Below are 17527 nucleotides of genomic sequence, written 5' to 3'. Positions count from 1 at the left end.
ATTAGTTAACATTAATACACATTCGCCTTATTGGTTGGCGCTACTTATCCAGCAAAAAGCTGGTTTGAACGGCGTTGCTATCAATAATCTTATCGGTAGAGCGATCCTTGATAGCAACGCCAGAACACTGGAGTCTGCGGGCTTCAGTCAGCAGATAAAGGCTTTTCTGAGACGCAGCAAAATAAGAAAGTCCGGCCTTTCTTACATTAGAAATACAGTTACGTTTGTCATCGGTCAGGCCGCGTTTCGCAGCCCATGTGAGATATAAGCCCAAGCTGTCCGGTGAACTTAAGCCCGGACGTTCGCCAATCAGCACTAAAACAGCTTTGGCATTTAAGGCTTCACAAACATCATCACCTACAGCAACACGGCCTTGCTCGACCAGAACGATGGGGGCCAGAGAATAAGAATGTTCACTGCCTTGCATCGCTTGCACTAAGGTTTCAATAAACACCACAGCGTTTTCTTTAATAGCGGTGGCAGATAAACCATCGGCAATCACAATGGCTAAATCATAGGGCTCTATTGCTTTGTGGGGTTCAAGTGCCGCAAGACTGGTTTCATCTAGCTGTCTACCCCAGTCCGGGCGTTGTAAATAGGTCATTCGATCCGTTGCCTGACTGTGCAACATCAGTGGCTTTTCACTGTTTAATGTCGGGTATTTTTCAGCTAACGCGATTAGGTCGTGTTGTAAGCCGGCAAAGTCCAGCTCGGTATGCACGGCATCACGTGCTTGAGCATGAGCTAACTGAAATTCAAGTGATTCCCGGGTTGGCGTACTGACACCAGCTCGGCCCAGGCCAATGCGGGCTGCGGTAAATTCACGCAGACGACGCCATGGGTTATCCGTGACGATAGCCTCATCAGTTTTTTTCCTGAGATGAGTGAGTCGATCGTCCTTAACCATCATGTGTTCCTGTGGCTAAGCCTCTCAAGGTACCGGCAAAGGCTGGCGGTAACTGATTTGATAACTTGGCATGACTGGCATCAGTCATGATCTGCATTTTTTCCAGCCATTGCTCAAACTCGGGGGCAGCACCCAATCCTAAGACTCGGCGAGCATATAAAGCATCGTGGAATGAGGTGGTCTGATAATTGAGCATGATGTCATCCGATCCCGGAATACCCATCACAAAAGAACAACCTGCTGTCGCTAATAAGGTCAGCAGATTATCCATATCATTTTGATCGGCTTCGGCATGATTGGTGTAACAGACATCACAGCCCATCGGCAGACCTAATAACTTGGCACAGAAATGATCTTCAAGGCCTGCACGAGTAATTTCTTTACCATCAAACAGGTATTCCGGACCGATAAAACCGACCACGGTATTGACCAGTAAAGGATTAAATTTTCTGGCAACGGCATAGGCTCTGGCTTCACAGGTTTGTTGGTCCAGACCGTGATGAGCATTGGCCGATAAAGCACTGCCCTGCCCAGTTTCGAAATACATGACGTTCTGGCCGACCGTGCCACGATTAAGTGATAAAGCGGCTTGTTGTGCTTCCGCCAAGGTCGCTAAATCAAAACCAAAACTGCTGTTAGTTTTTTCAGTACCACCAATAGACTGGAACACCAAATCTACTGGCGCACCGTTTTCAATACATTCAATGGTATTGGTGACATGGGTTAATACGCAGGACTGAGTAGGAATTTCATATAAAGAAATTACCTCATCCATTAATTGCATCAGGCGAGTTGCCTGAGCCACATTATCTGTTGCCGGATTAATACCGATAACAGCATCACCGGAGCCATACAACAGACCATCAAGAATACTGGCTGCAATACCATTCACATCATCAGTTGGATGATTGGGCTGCAAGCGTGTTGATAAGCGTTTAGGTAAACCAATCGTGTTTCTGAATGCACTCACGACCCGGCACTTCTGTGCCACCAGAATCAAATCCTGGTTACGCATGATTTTAGAAACAGCAGCGGCCATTTCTGGGGTCACCCCAGCCCTAACCTGACTCAGCATTTCACTGCTGGCTTTATCTGATAATAACCAGTTACGGAAATCACCCACCGTCATATGTGAAATGGGCTCAAACGCATTCACATCATGCTCATCAATAATCAGTCGTGTAACTTCATCTTCTTCATAAGGCACAAGGACTTCATTCAGAAACGTTTTAAGCGACACTTCAGACAACAGCAATTGCGCCACAGCACGTTGCTCGGCACTGTCAGCAATGACACCCGCCAAGCGATCGCCCGAACGCGCAGGCGTGGCTTTTGCCATCAGATCAGCTAAATCAGCGAACTGATAGGTCTTGGTGCCTAATTGGTAACGATATGTCTGTGTCATAAACTTCTTTATTTCCGATTACTTGGAATAAATTTTGCCTTTAAGTAAACAAAGTTTCCTAATGTGAACTTGCGAGATTTATACCGGGTGACTATCGAAAATTGGCAAAAGTTTTTTGGGTTGTTATTCAGCAACTTATTGACATAAATTGAATATTGAAAAATAAATAAGGGGAGCAAATGAAAGAAGAAAATATAAAATTTGCACCAAAACAGAGCAAAACCGCTGCGCGTTGGTGCGTTCTGGAAGCCGAAGATGTGGATGAACAAGCACATAACTTAAAAGCCTGGCAGCAACAATTTGACCAAATCAGTCTGGGGCAATTTTATGGACGTATTGAAGAAGTCATGTTTGAGCATGTTCACGCTTTCCGTGAACACACCAGTCGTGCTGTTCGTCAGCAGTGTAATGTCTGGCCAAATGCCATCTGGATGGGGTTTGCTGCAGATGAGAAGTCATGCCGGATAAATGGGCATCAGGTGGAAAAAAATCAGTTGATGATCCGTCCTGGCAATACCCAGTTTGAACTTATTACACCGGAAGACTTTGATATTTTTGGTGTTGTGGTGAATCAGGATAGTCTGCAACAGATTGCTGAAAAACAGGACATCCTTCTGGATACCCACGTATTCGATTCCCCGCTGAGAGTCTGGGAATCACATAAGCTCAATCAGCTTCGGCAAGTATTAAACGAGGTGATATCACCCGTACAAAGTGATATCGCCAGGCAGATACATGAGGAAAATCTGATGATGGCAATGCTTGAAGTCTTAAAACAAGATGGGCCGATAACAGAAAAGCCCAGTTTTAGTAAACGACGTGCCGTTGTTGCAAAAGTCACGGCTTACCTTGATGCCAATCCAAGCAAACACGTCACTATTACCGAGCTCTGTGATCTGGCTCATGTAAGCCGACGAACACTGCAATACAGTTTTGAAGATGTGCTGGATATCAGTCCGGTGAAATTTATTCGAATGGCACGCTTAAATGCTGTCAGACGCCGCTTGCTTCGAGGCTTGCAGGAAGACGAAACCATCGCCATGGTTGCCCAGCACTGGGGATTTACCCATGCCGGACAATTTACTCATGACTACACCGAACTGTTTGGTGAAAATCCTTCTATCACCATTTCACGTCGACACAATTAATTTGCCAGCCAAGGATGGCATTTCTTATTCTCCAAAAATCCGTTTAATCTCCTGCTGAACTGGCATCCCTTCCACTACCTGAATCTCACCGTCATTATCTCTATACACATTGGTTGGTGTAGCGTGCATATGTAAGTCTTCCATCAAGTGATTATTGGCCAAAACAATATCGTTACCTTTAGATGCTTTGGCATTGTCTATAGCAATACCACCTTTTTCACTCAACTGACGATGTTGCTGAAACGCCTCTTCTGGTGAGTCTGATCCCATAATAGTGGCAGCAGCAGCCAGACTTTTTTGCTGAAGAATACCAACGATAATATGACGAAACTGCACCTTGCCTTCGGCAATATAAGGTTCGGCCATCTCCCGGAATTTATGACAATAAGGACAATAAGGATCGGTAAAAGTATAAATAATGCGCGGCGCATTTTTATCACCATCCTGCACCCAGTCAGCCTCTTCTAACTGTTGCCAGAGTTTTTCATTTTTTGGTTTGGTGACCAGTTGATTGATAGCATCAGCCCCGAGATTTTTGCCATCAGCATCAATTAAGTCACCCACTACGGCATAGCGTTTATCAGGGGTGACATAAATACTCATTGGTTCGTCTTTATAGGTACCAACATAACCCGTTAACTTTGAAGGCGTCTCAAAACTATCAATAATCGTCACGCCCTGTTTTTTGATAAATGACAACACATCACCCTGTTTGTCCACCGTGCTATGTTGAGTAAAAAAGTAAGCGCCACCAGCGATCACCACGATTGCCAGCAACAAACCAATAAGCATTTTTTTCATCAAGACATCCTAATCCACTGTTGAGTATTCATCTGTGTAAGTCAGTTAAAAGGCGAATTAGTTTACTGAGTCGTGTGGTTTTCTGCTGAACATACAAAAAGGCGCTCAATTGAGCGCCTTTAGAAGAGAGACTTTTAGAAGGTGTGGTTATTTACTTAGATTCAGCTTTAAGCACTTTATGAGCAATCATGCCAAGGCCACCATGTATTTTAGTTGCTTTAAGCGTATCCAGATTACTGGGTTTACCAACGATAACGGCACCGCCCATACCTAAACCGATATGAGGATCACATTGGTAAAGATAGATACCTTCTTTTGTGAATTCACGAGACGTGTTCTGACCTATTTCAGACTTAAAGTCTTTTGCCCCATCTGGTTGAAATTTAAAGTCAACATTGTGAATATCCATATTAGTCCAATAGACCGTATCACCTGGCTCCACATTCACAATCAGTGGATCAAACTTAGTGCCTTCTGCCTGAACAGTGACATCTTTAGCAAAGGCTAAACCGCTAGAAAAGACTGTGGCAAGAGTTAATACGGCTAATGATTTTTTCAATGTACTCATTTTTTCTCCTTTTTATTGAGTGTAAATATGTGAAACTCATAGCGTAGGGCATGATAATCACCTATATGGTTCAATAAAATCATGTAAAGTTATGTAAAACACTTTACTGCTTAGTGCTCTGCCTGAGCCATTGTCCGTATTTTGTCGTTTGCTTCTTCCGTACGATACACCAATTTTCGCACTTCATCTGCTACCACGGCAAAGCCGCGTCCAGCCTCACCAGCACGAGCTGCCTCAATAGCGGCATTCAGTGCTAGTAGATTGGTTTGCTGGGTAATTTCCGTGATCACATCTGCCACAGTAAGGATTTCTGTCATACGTGTTTCAGCACGTTGCATCTCTAAATTATGTAGCTCCCGTGCACTATGCTCATGGCTGATATTGCGAATCGCACCTGCCGATTTGATGGCAATACCCTCTTCATTTCTGATAGTTGCGGCACGTTCGCGAAACCAGACATAATCACCGGAAGCCATCTTTAAACGATATTCAGCAACATAAGGGGTGATGCCTGTTTTATCGTTAATATGCTTGGTGAATGCCTCCAAGGTGACATCAAGATCGTCCGGATGAATAGCTTTTAACCAGCTATCCCAGCCGTTTGGAAAGTCTTCCTCATTTTTATGCCCTAATAACTGGCGGAACTGCTCTGACCAGATAATGACACTCTTTTCATCGTCAGGATCACCATTCACCAGGGTTAACATCCAAACCCCCTCGGTCAACGCTGACTTAGCCAGATTGTTGTCATCCAGCTCGCTCGACAAACGCCGGTTTTCACTCTGCAAATGATCCATTTCTGAATATACAGAAGACAGAGTTTGATTCAACGAATCCGATTGCCGGCGAAGTTCGTTCAGCTCATGCTCAAACTCTTCCCGCTGTTGTATCAGCTGTTGTTGATGGGCATGGTTCAGCCGTTCTACTTCAGCCTGATGCTCTTTTTGCAGAGATGACAGATAATCACCAATACGCTTTATCGGGGCTTGCAGATAACCTTGCATCCATAGCGGAACACGGTTAAATGGCGATTCAATTGACTTATCAACAACCGACAAAATTGAATCAGAAACAGACTGTAATCGCCCAGTATTAAACAGCTTCCACCCCATACAACGTTTCCTCTTTTAAGGGTTATGAAGGCTGGATTTATGAAAGCAATCGTGCTCGCTTAGGATCATAAAATGGCAGTTTAACTACCACGCCGCCTAGACGTTTCTGAATACCATCTAGCTTGCCGACTTCCAACCGTGTGTCTTGTTTTGCAAACTCCGGGGCTACACGAATCATCGCAATTTGTTTACCTAACAAAGGCGAGAGAATGGCACTCGTCACAATACCTACTGGAAATCGACCTTGATACACCAAATCACCATGAGCTGCAGATTCTCCACCATCAAGAATCAGGCCAACTAATTTGTGTCGGCTTTCCGGATTCTCCCGAGCCAGTGCTTCACGGCCGACAAAATCCTCTTCTTTTGTACTTAATGGCACACTAAATCCGGTGCCTGCTTCAAAGGGAGTTACATCAGGACCAAACTCATATTCGGCCATACTCAAACCCGCTTCAACACGCAGCATATCCAGTGCATCAAAACCCATGGGGGCAATATTAAATGGCTGTCCAGCTTGCCAAACAGCATCCCATAAGGTTTCAGCTGCATCCGGATGACACCAGACTTCATAACCCAGTTCACCGGTATAACCGGTTCTGGACACCATAACGGGCACACCATCCGGCCCACCTAAGCGGCCAATGGTAAAGTGGAACCATTTCAGCTTTTCTACACTGGTCTGACTCTCTGAAGTCCAGATAATTTGACTAAGTAATTCACGGCTATTTGGGCCTTGCACGGCGAGATTATGAATCTGCTCCGTGGCATTACGAATACTGACTTTAAAGCCTTTTTCTTCGGCTTTTTCTGCCATCCACACCATCGTGTAACTATCGCCACAGAACCAGCGGAAGACCTGATCAGCCATACGGAAAATAGTGCCATCATCAATCATGCCACCGGTTTCCAGACAAATCGCCGAGTGAGCGATTTCACCTACCGCCATACGACGCACATTTTGTGTCAATACATATTGTAAAAAGGCCACGGCATCAGGACCGGTAATATCGATTTTCCGAAGCGGTGTTAAATCCAGCACAGCCACTCGTTCACGACAGGCCAGATATTCCGCGTTGGCTCCCCAACCTTCATATTCAGTAGCCACCCAATAGCCGGCATATTCAATAAATTTCTTGGTTAATGCAGATGTACGGTTATGAAAACCGGATGTTTTGGTCATACGAGGGTGCTCCTCAGCTGTAATTCGGTGGGCAATAGAACGTGGAAAATGGTGTTCAGCACCATAAATGCGGACGTGAATATCTGTCGGGACCCAACCATTAGCCGGATCAATATCATCCGGGCAGGCCGATGAAGCACAGATCAAATCTTTATCAGCTCGCATCAGCACATAATCGCCAGGACGAGACCAGGGCTCATCCATAAATACTGTCCCGCAAGGTTCAATGCCGGTGTTAAAAAATAGATTGATCGCAGGCCAACCTGCACGAGGCTCGATGCTATAAGGCTTAAGCACATTATTGAAGTTTTCAGTACAACTGATATGACCAAAATAACCACTGTCCTCGTAGTATTTGGCTGTGCAGGCGAACAGGAAACTATCATGGCGGCCTACCGTGTCCTGCACGACTTCGACCATCGACATCATATCCGGCCCCAGAAATCGTGAGTGCAAACCAGGCACAGGATTGCTTAATCCCATCACCGTACGTGTTGCGGTGGCATCCAGACCCACTTCTTTACCTTGCTCCAAGGCCTGTTTATCAAACACGATAAAGTCAGAACATTGCTTACCAGACACATCAATGATCTGGATCCACTCGCCTTTTTTCACCTCATAGGTGCGGGCTGATGCACGGGGAATTCGTATTTCTTTTTTGACCTCAGCCAAAGGTTCAGGCAAGACTTCTGCTACTGGTTCAGCATATTTCACCATCACTTGTAATTCAGTAGGCGGTGTATGCTCTTCAATTGACATGCTGGGCCCTGCAGCCACAATAACAACCGTTAAATCAGCATAAGCAACGAATGATGACGATTCATCACCCTCGACTCGTAATACCGTCTGATAATCCTCAGCTTGAATCTGCCAGTTCTCAAACTGCTTAGCTAAGGCCTTGGCTGCTGTGCCTTTTTCCTGCAACTGTTGTTGAATATTGTCAGCTGTCACCGGCGCTCGGCTGTCTAATAACTGTGGTGCTGACTTTCCTTCCATATCCAGCACAATTATCTCGGCAGCTTGTTCGCTATCCACACTGCGTATTTCAAGCACATCACCTGTATGCAAAAGCAGCCTTATCGCCTGCTGGCCCTCAACACGAAATTGCTGACTATCTATGGGGGATTGCAGATTCAAAAATCTGTCTTCTTCCCATTCTTCTTTGATCATCTCTAGCATGATTCACCTTGTTTTCCAGCAAAAAGCCGGCCTAATTTTGTTCATATCTGGTGCAGACCTGAGCGTTTCTGAACCAGAAAAGTGCACCCAGTTTCGCTTTCTGTCCGGCAAAAAAATAAATTTCTCTGGGTTTAACAATATTTACCTTCAGGAAACATAAATCAATCCTCCTGATGGGTTACCTCCTTGGTTATAAACCAGCAAAAGTCGAATGAAATGGCACAAAATCTGCTGTTACAGATCAAAACATATGTAATACAGACCACCTCCTTCCGACGTGGATGTTACAAAGGTAGTAAAGATGCTCAATATCAAACTCAAAAGTTGGATAGATGGACAATCCTGGTTTGGTGAAACAGTCCGTGCTGTTACCAAGAAAAAGGAATTACCATCAGTCGATTTCAACGATTTAGCCTTTAAACTGGCTACCGCTGAAAATATCAGTGAAACCCTGCCTGGCGTACTTAAATCCTTACAGTGGCTAATCAACGATCTGTTTCCACCTGCACAACATGCAGAACTGATCATTTTATTCAGTAACCCATCTACCTCAGAAACGTTTATGCACCACGGCCTGGACAAGGCTCCAGCAGCAAAACTGATGCAATCACTGCATCATTTATTCACGGTTGGTAAAGCCCCTGATGCCAGCGAGATGATGGTGGTTGATGATCTGACTATCGCGCCCAGCCGTTTGTTTGAGCACGATAATCTAACGGTCTGGTCCTTATTTTTATTCCACGGTGCTGCGCCCAGCGCCAAACAACTAAAGTGGAAAACGGCCAGCATTGAAACTACTCTATATAAAGGTCTACAAGCCTGGTATCACAACGAAAGTAAATTAAAAAAGGCGCTGGAATCTGAGCGCGCCATGTATGCTGCTGAACTACATGACTCACTGGCACAGGTATTGGGTTACTTACGACTGAAAAGTCTGAAACTGGATAAACTATGTCAGCAAGCTGAGTTCAGTTCACTGAAACCGATTACTGAAGATCTAGCCTCATACACACAATGTGCTTATCATCAGACGCGTGAACTCATCACCTCATCACGGTTGACCATGCAAAGTGACAATCTGTCACAAGGCGTGATTAATTCCATTAAAGAGTTTGAACATCAATCGGCCATCGTCTTTGAGCTGGATAACCGCCTGCCGCTGAATATGCTGTCACCACAACAGTCGATGCAAATGCTTTACATCGTTCGTGAAAGCCTCAGCAATATCGTCCGTCACTCTCATGCCACACATGCGCGTGTGGTGTTACTGCTCAAAACCAGTTCACTGCTACAAATCCACATAGAAGATAACGGTACCGGTATTAACCCCGAAGCGGCTCGTAGTGACAGCTTTGGTTTACAAATCATGAAAGAACGCGCTGATCGTATCGGCGCAACATTAATGATTAATAATCGTCCGGAAGGAGGAACCCGGGTGGATCTCAGCCTGAATCTGGAGGCGAATGAATGAGTGATACCCCGATTTCTGTAGTGGTGGTCGATGATCACCCATTGTTTCGTCGAGGTGTAGTCGAGCTGCTGAATGACAGCGAGCAGATGACGGTTATTGCCGAATATGACAATGCAGAAGCCTTGCTCGACAATATCGAAAATACCTACCCGGATATTTTACTGCTCGATATGCAAATGCCCGGCAAGTCTGGCCTCGGCGTATTAAAACAGCTACGCGAGCATGATGATCAATTAAAAATCATCATTATCACCGCCTGTAACGAACAGGATAAATTACTCGAAGCCTTACGTTATGGTGCCAATGGTTATCTGCAAAAAGACACACCGCCCGATGAAATTTTGTCGCAATTGATGTCGGTATTACATGGCAATGTGGCGATGAATGCTGGCGCTGTCACTTCATTAGCCAGTCATCTTCGTGAAAATAAAGAAGATGAAAATAGCCCATCCAATGCGATTCTGTCTCATATGACCGAGCGCGAGCGCGAAACCTTGTTCTATATCGCCAAGGGGTTGAATAATAAATTGATCGCCCGAGAACTGGGCATCAGCGACGGTACGGTCAAAGTCTATGTAAAAAGCCTGCTGCGTAAAGTTAACTTGCATTCACGGCTTGAGTTGGCGGCCTGGGCACATCGTAACCTCTCGGCTGAGTTATTGGATAAGGAAGTGTAAACATGACACTGCTGAAGTGGCCTCGCCGTCATTCACAGGCACAGGAAGAAGAGTCACAACTGCTACATCTGTTTAATAGTTTGAATGAGGTCGTGTTATTGTTCGACAAACAGCAGCAGGTGCAATTTGTTAATCAATACTGGGAAGTCATCACCGGTATTCCTGTTGAACAAACACTTGGTCGCATGTTTTCCGATTTTCTGCATCCGGAAGAAATCCCTAGCTGGTCGCAACTATTAAATAAGATCACACCAAGCCAACATGAAAACATCTGGTTTCGTTTGATTAGTGCTAGTGGCGAATTGCGTTGGTGTGAAATGCGTATTCAGTCTGTTAATAAAGATCAGCCCTATCCCCTCTCTGCCACTTTATGCGATATCACACCGCAGGTCCGTAACGAAGAAGTTCGCCATGCCAGCCATCGCAGTTTACAAAGCCTGGTCGATCGCTTGCCTGCCATGCTTTATCGCTCCAGAAATAATGCCAGCTGGAGCATGGAATATGTCAGCGAGGGCTGCGAGTTGCTCACCGGTTACAGTGCAGAAAGCATGTTAAACCAATCGCAAGTTTCGCTTGGTTCCATCATTCATCAGGATGACGCAACGCGCGTCTGGGAGAATGTGCAGCAAGCGCTGGAAACCTTTTCACCATTTGATATTCACTACCGTTTAACCCGAGCAGATGGCACTGAAGTCAGTGTTCAGGATAAAGGCCGTGGCCTGTATTCGAAAAGCGGTATGGTGCTTGGTGTTGAAGGCATTTTGCTATTAACAAATAAACGATAAGAAGCTGATTAAACTTAAGTTTTTCAGGCTAATCTACCCCCATTTTTACCCTTTTGGGTTACCCACTCAAGAGGATTTCTCCCGTTAAGAAAGCGAGCTATTTTGGTTATAAGCGCTGTCGACTTTCACAGCATGATTGACTAAATAAGACTGATGGAGAACAACTATGGCAACTCGTATTGCGATACTTGGTGCAGGCCCAAGTGGTATGGCACAACTAAGAGCATTCCAATCCGCACAGGAAAAAGGAGCTGAGATTCCTGAGCTCGTTTGTTTTGAAAAACAAGCTGATTGGGGCGGTCAATGGAATTACACATGGCGTACGGGTTTAGATGAAAATGGCGAACCTGTTCACAGCAGTATGTATCGCTATTTATGGTCAAACGGCCCGAAAGAATGTTTAGAGTTTGCTGATTACACTTTCGACGAACACTTTGGTAAACCAATTGCTTCTTACCCTCCTCGTGAAGTGCTGTGGGACTACATCAAAGGCCGTGTTGAAAAAGCCGGTGTCAGAAAATATATCCGTTTTAATACTGCTATTCGTCATGTTGAATTCAACGAAGACAGCCAGACTTTCACTGTCACCGTGCAGGATCACGTCACTGACACAATTTACTCAGAAGAGTTTGATTATGTGGTCTGTTGTACCGGTCACTTCTCAACACCTTATGTGCCTGAGTTTGAAGGTTTCGGCAAATTTGGCGGCCGTATTCTGCATGCCCATGATTTCCGCGATGCACTGGAATTTAAAGATAAAACCGTCTTATTGGTCGGCAGCAGTTACTCAGCTGAAGATATCGGCTCGCAATGTTATAAATATGGCGCGAAAAAACTGATCAGTTGTTACCGTACGGCACCGATGGACTATAAATGGCCTGAAAACTGGGACGAAAGACCCAATCTGGTACGTGTTGATACTGAAACCGCCTATTTTGCAGATGGTTCATCAGAAAAAGTCGATGCCATTATTCTGTGTACTGGCTACATTCATCATTTCCCATTCCTCAATGATGATCTGCGTTTAGTCACCAACAACCGTTTATGGCCGCTCGGCCTCTATAAAGGCGTGGTGTGGGAAGACAATCCAAAATTCTTCTACATTGGTATGCAGGATCAATGGTACAGCTTCAATATGTTTGATGCCCAAGCCTGGTATGCCCGTGATGTGATTATGGGTCGTATCCCATTGCCATCAAAAGAAGAAATGAAAGCTGACAGCATGGCCTGGCGTGAAGAAGAACTGAAAATGGTCACAGCCGAAGATATGTACACCTATCAAGGTAATTACATCCAGCAACTTATCGATATGACCGACTATCCTTCATTTGATATTCCGGCCACCAACAAAACCTTCCTTGAATGGAAACATCACAAGAAAGAAAACATTATGACCTTCCGTGACCATTCATATCGTTCACTGATGACAGGCACGATGGCACCCAAACATCACACCCCATGGATAGATGCACTGGATGACTCGCTGGAAGCCTATCTCTCAGATAAGAGCGAAATTCCTGTCGCTAAAGAAGCGTAAATAAAATATTAAACTGGAGAACATCATGACAAGCGTCACCAAGATTATTGATAAAACCGTCGAGCCGATCGAATCGGATCTGGACGGTTGGGTGAAACAGACGGGTAACCCCACCATGAAAACCTGGATTGAATATAAAAGCGAAGATGGCAGCATACTGTCAGGTCGCTGGGAAGCGACTGAAGGCACCTATCATGCAACCTATGGTGGCTGGGAGTTTGTCCATATTATGGCTGGTAAAGCCATTGTGACAGCTGAAGGTGGTGAACCTCTGACACTCAGTGCTGGCGAATCAATGGTATTTGAAAAAACCTTCGTCGGTACTTGGGAAATTATCGAACCAGTGACTAAACACTTTGTGCTAAAACTGTAATCGAATGCTTTTGAACGATCTGTTCCTTGGAGTGGATACTTAGGTATTCACTCCTTTTTTATTTAGGACATAGCTATGATTCATACGATTTTTATTGCTGAAAAAAGTCTTGGAGAACAGCTTCAGGTCGATAAGATTAACCTCATCACAGGTAAAGGCATTGTCGGCGATCGCAACTTTAATAAGGCAAAATGGCCGGGCCAGAATATTACCTTTATTGAAATGGAAGAAATCGAAGCCTTCAACAATAATTATCAGCAACGTATTCAACTGGCCGATACCCGCCGCAATGTCATCACTCAGGGCATTCGTCTCAATGATCTGGTTGGCAAAGAATTTTTGATAGGTGATGTGCGTTTCAAAGGCGTCGAGTTGTGTGAGCCCTGTGCCATCCTCGGTAAATTATTAAGTAATGACACTTTAACCAAAAAAGAAGTAGTAAAAGCCTTTACCCATAAAAGTGGTTTACGTGCCGATGTATTGAGTGATGGTGAAATCCAGTCAGGTATGACATTTAAAGTTACTTAAACAATGAAGTGAGGCCTGAAGCCTCACTACATGACGTGTTTAATCATTCATTTGATGTAATAACGCAAAAATCGCTTCACGGCTTTGTTGCAAATACGGCGCGTCATCAAATAACTCAGCTTCGCTCTGCACATATTCGCCATCGGGTAATGACTTTTCGATAGCATAAAACGCTTCTACCGTACCGTGCTCAGCCTCTAGATGAAACTGTAATGCCCAGACATATTTACCCAGATGGAACCCCTGATACGGCGTAATCAAACTGCTGGCAAATGGAAACGCATTAACAGGTAGTTCAAAACACTCACCATGCCAGCTTAAAGGCTCAAACGAATCCGGCATCCAGGTCGCGGTATCATCGGTCTTCGTGACTGTATGCCAGCCAATTTCCTGCTGCTCATTCTGGTAGACCTTAGCTCCCATCGCACAGGCAATCAATTGTCCACCCAGGCAAATGCCCAACACTTTTTTACCCGTTTCAATCGCATCTTTAATCAGCTTTTTCTCATCAGGCAACCATGGATAAGAGTCTTCATCATTCACACTCATCGGGCCGCCCATGATTAATAACCAATCAAAGGTATCAATCGTGGGTAATGCTTCATTAAAATCCAGGCGGTAGGTCTGTAATTCAAACTCTTTATCGGCAAACCAACCCTGCATTGAGCCAATCCATTCACCCTCTGCATGCTGCAAAATGGCTACTTTCTGCACTATGAATACTCCGTAAACTTTTTCTTTCCGAGATGCTGATTCACTTTACATCTGTCAGCTATCCCACCGACGATCACAATGATCACGCTAAATAATTGTTATCGCTAGAATAGTTGAAGAAAGAAACGAAAGAAACAGCGCTCTATGATCTTTGCCGAAATCCGATATGTTTAGCCAATTATATTCCCTACTATTAACGGTTAAGTACCTGTTGCAACATAATGTCTGCCATCAGCTTAATTTCATCTTCGGTGACCAGTAATGATTGCATAAAGCGTATAACATCGGCTTGTGCAGCATTAATCAATAACCCTGCCTCGAATGCACGTTTCACCAGCGCTTTGGCTATCGGCCGATGAAAACAAATCGCTTGTAATAAACCCTGGCCTCTTACCGATTTTATAAGTCCATATCTATCCTGCTGCTGAAGTGTTTCCAGGGCATGCCTAAGTTGCTGACTTTTTTCATTCACGGCATCCATAAAGCCGGGTCGGGTCAGCTCTGTAAGAACTGCCAGTCCAACGGCGGAAGCTAATGGGTTACCGTTATAGGTGCCTCCTTGGTCACCCAAGTCAAAACAGGCAACTTGATCAGTGACTAAAAGCGCTGAAAGTGGAAAGCCGCCCCCCAATCCTTTCCCCAAGGTCATCACATCTGCTTGTATCCCTGCATGCTGATGAGCAAACAGCTGACCTGTCCGTCCCATCCCTGTTTGCACTTCATCCACAATCAGTAATAGGTCCTGCTTTTTGGTCATTTCTCGTAGTTGTCTGAGAAAAGCCTGATCAGCAGCAATCACGCCAGCTTCCCCCTGAATCGGTTCCAGCATCACTGCCACCGTGTTCTTATTAATGGCGGCTAATACCGCATTGATATCATTGAACGGCACATGCTTAAAGCCCGTTAATTTCGAAGCATACTGGCTGACTTCAGCAGGTAGTAATGGCATGGCTCAGGGCATGCCACGTACAGTGAAATTAGGGGCTCAACTAGACTTTTAACAATAGGTCACATTCAACCCGTTGGAATTTCGGCGGGTTGACTACTTTACTGTGCCACCAGAATATCAGCCCGATAAAACGCACCGGTATTTTCGCCCAAAGCGTTCACCAGTTTGGGCAATAATGCCGTCATGGTTTCCATTAACTGCCAGGGTGGATTGATAATAAACATGCCAGATGAAGTCATACCGCGTGTCGAGGAATCAGCTTCTAAGCCAAGTTCATAGCGTTGTATATTGGTGATGCCACTACTTATCAGCTGTTTATCCAGTCGATTAATACGCGCTCTGTCGACCACTGGATACCAGATCGCATATGTTCCCGTGGCAAACTTTTTATGGGCTTTAACCACCGTCTGAAAGACCTCATCATAATCTGACTTTATCTCATAAGACGGGTCAATCAATACCAGTGCCCGACGTGACTCCGACGGTAATAAACTCAGCAAACCTTTCAGACCATCTTCTCTTCTGACACGAGCCTGCTTAAATGGGCGCAAATTATTTGTCAGAAAGACACTATCTTTCGGGTGCAGCTCAAAACACCAAGCTTGATCCTGAGAGCGTAAATACTGTGTCGCCAACATTGGTGAGCCAGGGTAAAACGTCAAATCATTGCCGGTATTCACAGCTTTTACCGCTGCCTGATAAGCCGCCAGCTCTGACCAGTCGAGATTAAACAACTTAGCAATACCTTGCTGATATTCCTGAAGTTTTTCTGCATGATCTGAGCGTAAGTGATACAGCCCCGCACCTGAGTGGGTATCAATATAACTAAAGGCTTTTTCTTTTTTCACCATATGCTGAAGCAACTCAATCAGCACAATATGTTTCAACACATCCGCGAAATTACCCGCATGGTATGAATGACGATAACTTAACAAAGCAGAGTCCTATGCAGGTAAATGAAATTATTCTGCAAATTATGCCTGTTAGTGACTGGTTTGAGTGGAAAATCTTGTTGGGCTTAAATTTCAGTATTTTGAATAACAGTAAGTTCGTACCGTTAGAAGTAGTCGATTAATTGGATACGGTATTTAGCCTGGACTACATTGCTCGAAAACAAAACACTCTGGCCCTCCTGGTTTTTGGTGTATTAGCTGTGATTTTTAGCATATGCACGATAAGTTACCGCCATTATCAGGCATACAACGGCAGGAAAAAATAACGCCTTAAACTCATATTCGCTGTAAAGCAATGCACCAGATGTTCCGCCTAAAATAAAGCCACAAATGATAAATAAAAATAGCTTTGCTTTTCGATGATCAAGAGCTTTGCCTCTGAAAATAGCACCCAACATAATGCCTAAGTCAGTAAAAATACCGGTAACATGAGTGGTTCTAATAACTGCACCGCTGTATGTTGTCGCCAGTGCATTTTGAAGCCCACAAGCTGCCGAAGCGAAGAAGTGCCCATAAATCGAGCCTGAAAGTAAAAGCCATGCAGAAATACACAATAAAATAAACTCAATAAATAACGCTGTATCGTAATGTCGGCCTAGTTTTAGAGCTGAACCATGAAGTAGAAAACCAGCCAGTGAAGCACCACCCAGAAATGAAAGTAAAATCCCAGTAAGGTGCAATATATTTTGCAATGACAGAATTGGCAGTTCAGTGCCAAGAAGAGTTGCGATCCCTGATAAATGCGATACAGACTGGTGTTCAAAGCCAAGTAGGCCGATAGCATTAACGCAACCTGCAACCAAAGCCAGGATGAAAGCCCCCAGCTCTACCCATTTTGGTAGTTGTGAAATCAATGCTCAAACACTCCTTTACAGCTAATATCCCACTAAATGATGAGCCTCAGCGAAATCAAACACTCTGACCCTGAGCTATCCCCACAAATAATTACTAATAATCAATGGTCTAGTTGATACGTTAGGGAACATTCATGGCATTTGGTGATCAGATCTATCGCCAAACAAATACAACCAGCCGAAAACACCATGAATGTTCATCCTATATTGAAGAAAACAATGTCACTTGTCACGCCTGATATGCATTCACGCCGAAGGTGTGCATTAACCGATGCCATTGACAGTCTATTGAACGGTGCCTCAGCTACCGTCACAGCATTGGGAAGAGGCATTGCTTCTCCAGCAAAAGAAAAACATCGCATAAAGCGAGCAGATAGATTACT

Annotated in this window: 18 protein-coding genes and 1 pseudogene; 9 read left to right on the top strand and 10 right to left on the bottom strand. The window is 44.6% G+C overall.

What is annotated here, in order from left to right; all coding sequences use genetic code 11:
* Window positions 1–40: 40 nt before the first annotated feature.
* Window positions 41–910 carry an ethanolamine ammonia-lyase subunit EutC gene (gene eutC, locus BM232_RS07140; RefSeq protein WP_245752837.1) on the bottom strand — a complete coding sequence of 290 codons (870 nt, stop codon included), beginning with the start codon at window positions 908–910 and terminating at the stop codon, window positions 41–43.
* Window positions 900–2312: an ethanolamine ammonia-lyase subunit EutB gene (locus BM232_RS07135; protein WP_091712897.1), complete on the bottom strand. Its 1413-nt coding sequence runs from the start codon at window positions 2310–2312 to the stop codon at window positions 900–902. Before BM232_RS07135 ends, eutC begins: the two co-directional genes overlap by 11 nt.
* A 179-nt stretch (window positions 2313–2491) precedes the next feature.
* Here BM232_RS07135 and BM232_RS07130 point away from each other — a divergent pair, with 179 nt between their 5' ends.
* On the top strand, window positions 2492–3460 hold the full coding sequence (locus BM232_RS07130; protein WP_091712895.1) for a helix-turn-helix domain-containing protein: 969 nt from the start codon (window positions 2492–2494) through the stop codon (window positions 3458–3460).
* Window positions 3461–3484: 24 nt separating this feature from the next.
* Here BM232_RS07130 and dsbG read toward each other — a convergent pair whose 3' ends face one another.
* The 4 genes from dsbG to BM232_RS07110 all read right to left on the bottom strand — a co-directional run bounded on the left by dsbG (window position 3485) and on the right by BM232_RS07110 (window position 8303).
* Window positions 3485–4261: a thiol:disulfide interchange protein DsbG gene (gene dsbG, locus BM232_RS07125; RefSeq protein ID WP_091712892.1), complete on the bottom strand. Its 777-nt coding sequence runs from the start codon at window positions 4259–4261 to the stop codon at window positions 3485–3487.
* A gap of 151 nt (window positions 4262–4412) precedes the next feature.
* Window positions 4413–4829: a plastocyanin/azurin family copper-binding protein gene (locus BM232_RS07120; protein WP_091712889.1), complete on the bottom strand. Its 417-nt coding sequence runs from the start codon at window positions 4827–4829 to the stop codon at window positions 4413–4415.
* 110 nt (window positions 4830–4939) lie between these two features.
* Window positions 4940–5941, bottom strand: coding sequence for a methyl-accepting chemotaxis protein (locus BM232_RS15255; protein WP_091712886.1), 1002 nt, complete (start codon window positions 5939–5941; stop codon window positions 4940–4942).
* Between the two features lie 37 nt (window positions 5942–5978).
* Window positions 5979–8303, bottom strand: coding sequence for a DUF1989 domain-containing protein (locus BM232_RS07110; protein WP_091712883.1), 2325 nt, complete (start codon window positions 8301–8303; stop codon window positions 5979–5981).
* A 301-nt stretch (window positions 8304–8604) separates the two neighbouring features.
* On the opposite strand from BM232_RS07110, the gene BM232_RS07105 reads away from it, so the two are divergent.
* The 6 genes from BM232_RS07105 (at window position 8605) to BM232_RS07080 (ending at window position 13674) form a co-directional block, all read left to right on the top strand.
* A complete protein-coding gene (locus BM232_RS07105; RefSeq protein WP_091712880.1) occupies window positions 8605–9774 on the top strand; it encodes an ATP-binding protein in 1170 nt (389 codons plus the stop codon).
* Window positions 9771–10451: a response regulator gene (locus BM232_RS07100; protein ID WP_091712877.1), complete on the top strand. Its 681-nt coding sequence runs from the start codon at window positions 9771–9773 to the stop codon at window positions 10449–10451. The genes BM232_RS07105 and BM232_RS07100 overlap by 4 nt, the downstream gene beginning before the upstream one ends.
* A gap of 2 nt (window positions 10452–10453) precedes the next feature.
* A complete protein-coding gene (locus tag BM232_RS07095; protein ID WP_091712874.1) occupies window positions 10454–11236 on the top strand; it encodes a PAS domain-containing protein in 783 nt (260 codons plus the stop codon).
* Between the two features lie 166 nt (window positions 11237–11402).
* Window positions 11403–12773, top strand: a complete 1371-nt coding sequence (locus BM232_RS07090) for an NAD(P)-binding domain-containing protein (protein ID WP_091712872.1) — start codon at window positions 11403–11405, stop codon at window positions 12771–12773.
* A gap of 25 nt (window positions 12774–12798) precedes the next feature.
* On the top strand, window positions 12799–13146 hold the full coding sequence (locus BM232_RS07085; protein ID WP_091712869.1) for a cupin domain-containing protein: 348 nt from the start codon (window positions 12799–12801) through the stop codon (window positions 13144–13146).
* A 75-nt stretch (window positions 13147–13221) separates the two neighbouring features.
* Window positions 13222–13674 carry an MOSC domain-containing protein gene (locus BM232_RS07080; protein WP_091712867.1) on the top strand — a complete coding sequence of 151 codons (453 nt, stop codon included), beginning with the start codon at window positions 13222–13224 and terminating at the stop codon, window positions 13672–13674.
* A gap of 39 nt (window positions 13675–13713) precedes the next feature.
* Here the strand turns inward: BM232_RS07080 and BM232_RS07075 are convergent, their stop codons facing one another.
* From BM232_RS07075 to BM232_RS07065, 3 genes are all read right to left on the bottom strand, one after another.
* Window positions 13714–14388, bottom strand: coding sequence for a type 1 glutamine amidotransferase (locus tag BM232_RS07075; RefSeq protein WP_091712864.1), 675 nt, complete (start codon window positions 14386–14388; stop codon window positions 13714–13716).
* A 193-nt stretch (window positions 14389–14581) separates the two neighbouring features.
* A complete protein-coding gene (locus BM232_RS07070; RefSeq protein ID WP_245752836.1) occupies window positions 14582–15337 on the bottom strand; it encodes an aminotransferase class III-fold pyridoxal phosphate-dependent enzyme in 756 nt (251 codons plus the stop codon).
* Between the two features lie 98 nt (window positions 15338–15435).
* The gene (locus BM232_RS07065) at window positions 15436–16272 is read right to left on the bottom strand and encodes a 23S rRNA (adenine(2030)-N(6))-methyltransferase RlmJ (protein ID WP_091712861.1); all 837 of its coding nucleotides are present in this window, start codon (window positions 16270–16272) and stop codon (window positions 15436–15438) included.
* Window positions 16273–16283: 11 nt separating this feature from the next.
* On the opposite strand from BM232_RS07065, the gene BM232_RS15210 reads away from it, so the two are divergent.
* Window positions 16284–16412 (top strand): hypothetical protein, encoded by a 129-nt coding sequence (locus tag BM232_RS15210; protein ID WP_281248277.1) that lies wholly within the window; start codon window positions 16284–16286, stop codon window positions 16410–16412.
* Window positions 16413–16484: 72 nt separating this feature from the next.
* Here BM232_RS15210 and BM232_RS07060 read toward each other — a convergent pair whose 3' ends face one another.
* Window positions 16485–17144 (bottom strand): YoaK family protein, encoded by a 660-nt coding sequence (locus BM232_RS07060; protein WP_091712859.1) that lies wholly within the window; start codon window positions 17142–17144, stop codon window positions 16485–16487.
* Window positions 17145–17288: 144 nt separating this feature from the next.
* Between BM232_RS07060 and BM232_RS14800 the strand changes: the two are divergent.
* Window positions 17289–17527 (top strand): annotated as a pseudogene (locus tag BM232_RS14800) (hypothetical protein); the annotation flags it as partial.

This window comes from Methylophaga sulfidovorans (assembly GCF_900114205.1).
GTDB classification, from domain to species: domain Bacteria; phylum Pseudomonadota; class Gammaproteobacteria; order Nitrosococcales; family Methylophagaceae; genus Methylophaga; species Methylophaga sulfidovorans.
This window is presented reverse-complemented; position numbering and strand designations above follow the sequence as displayed.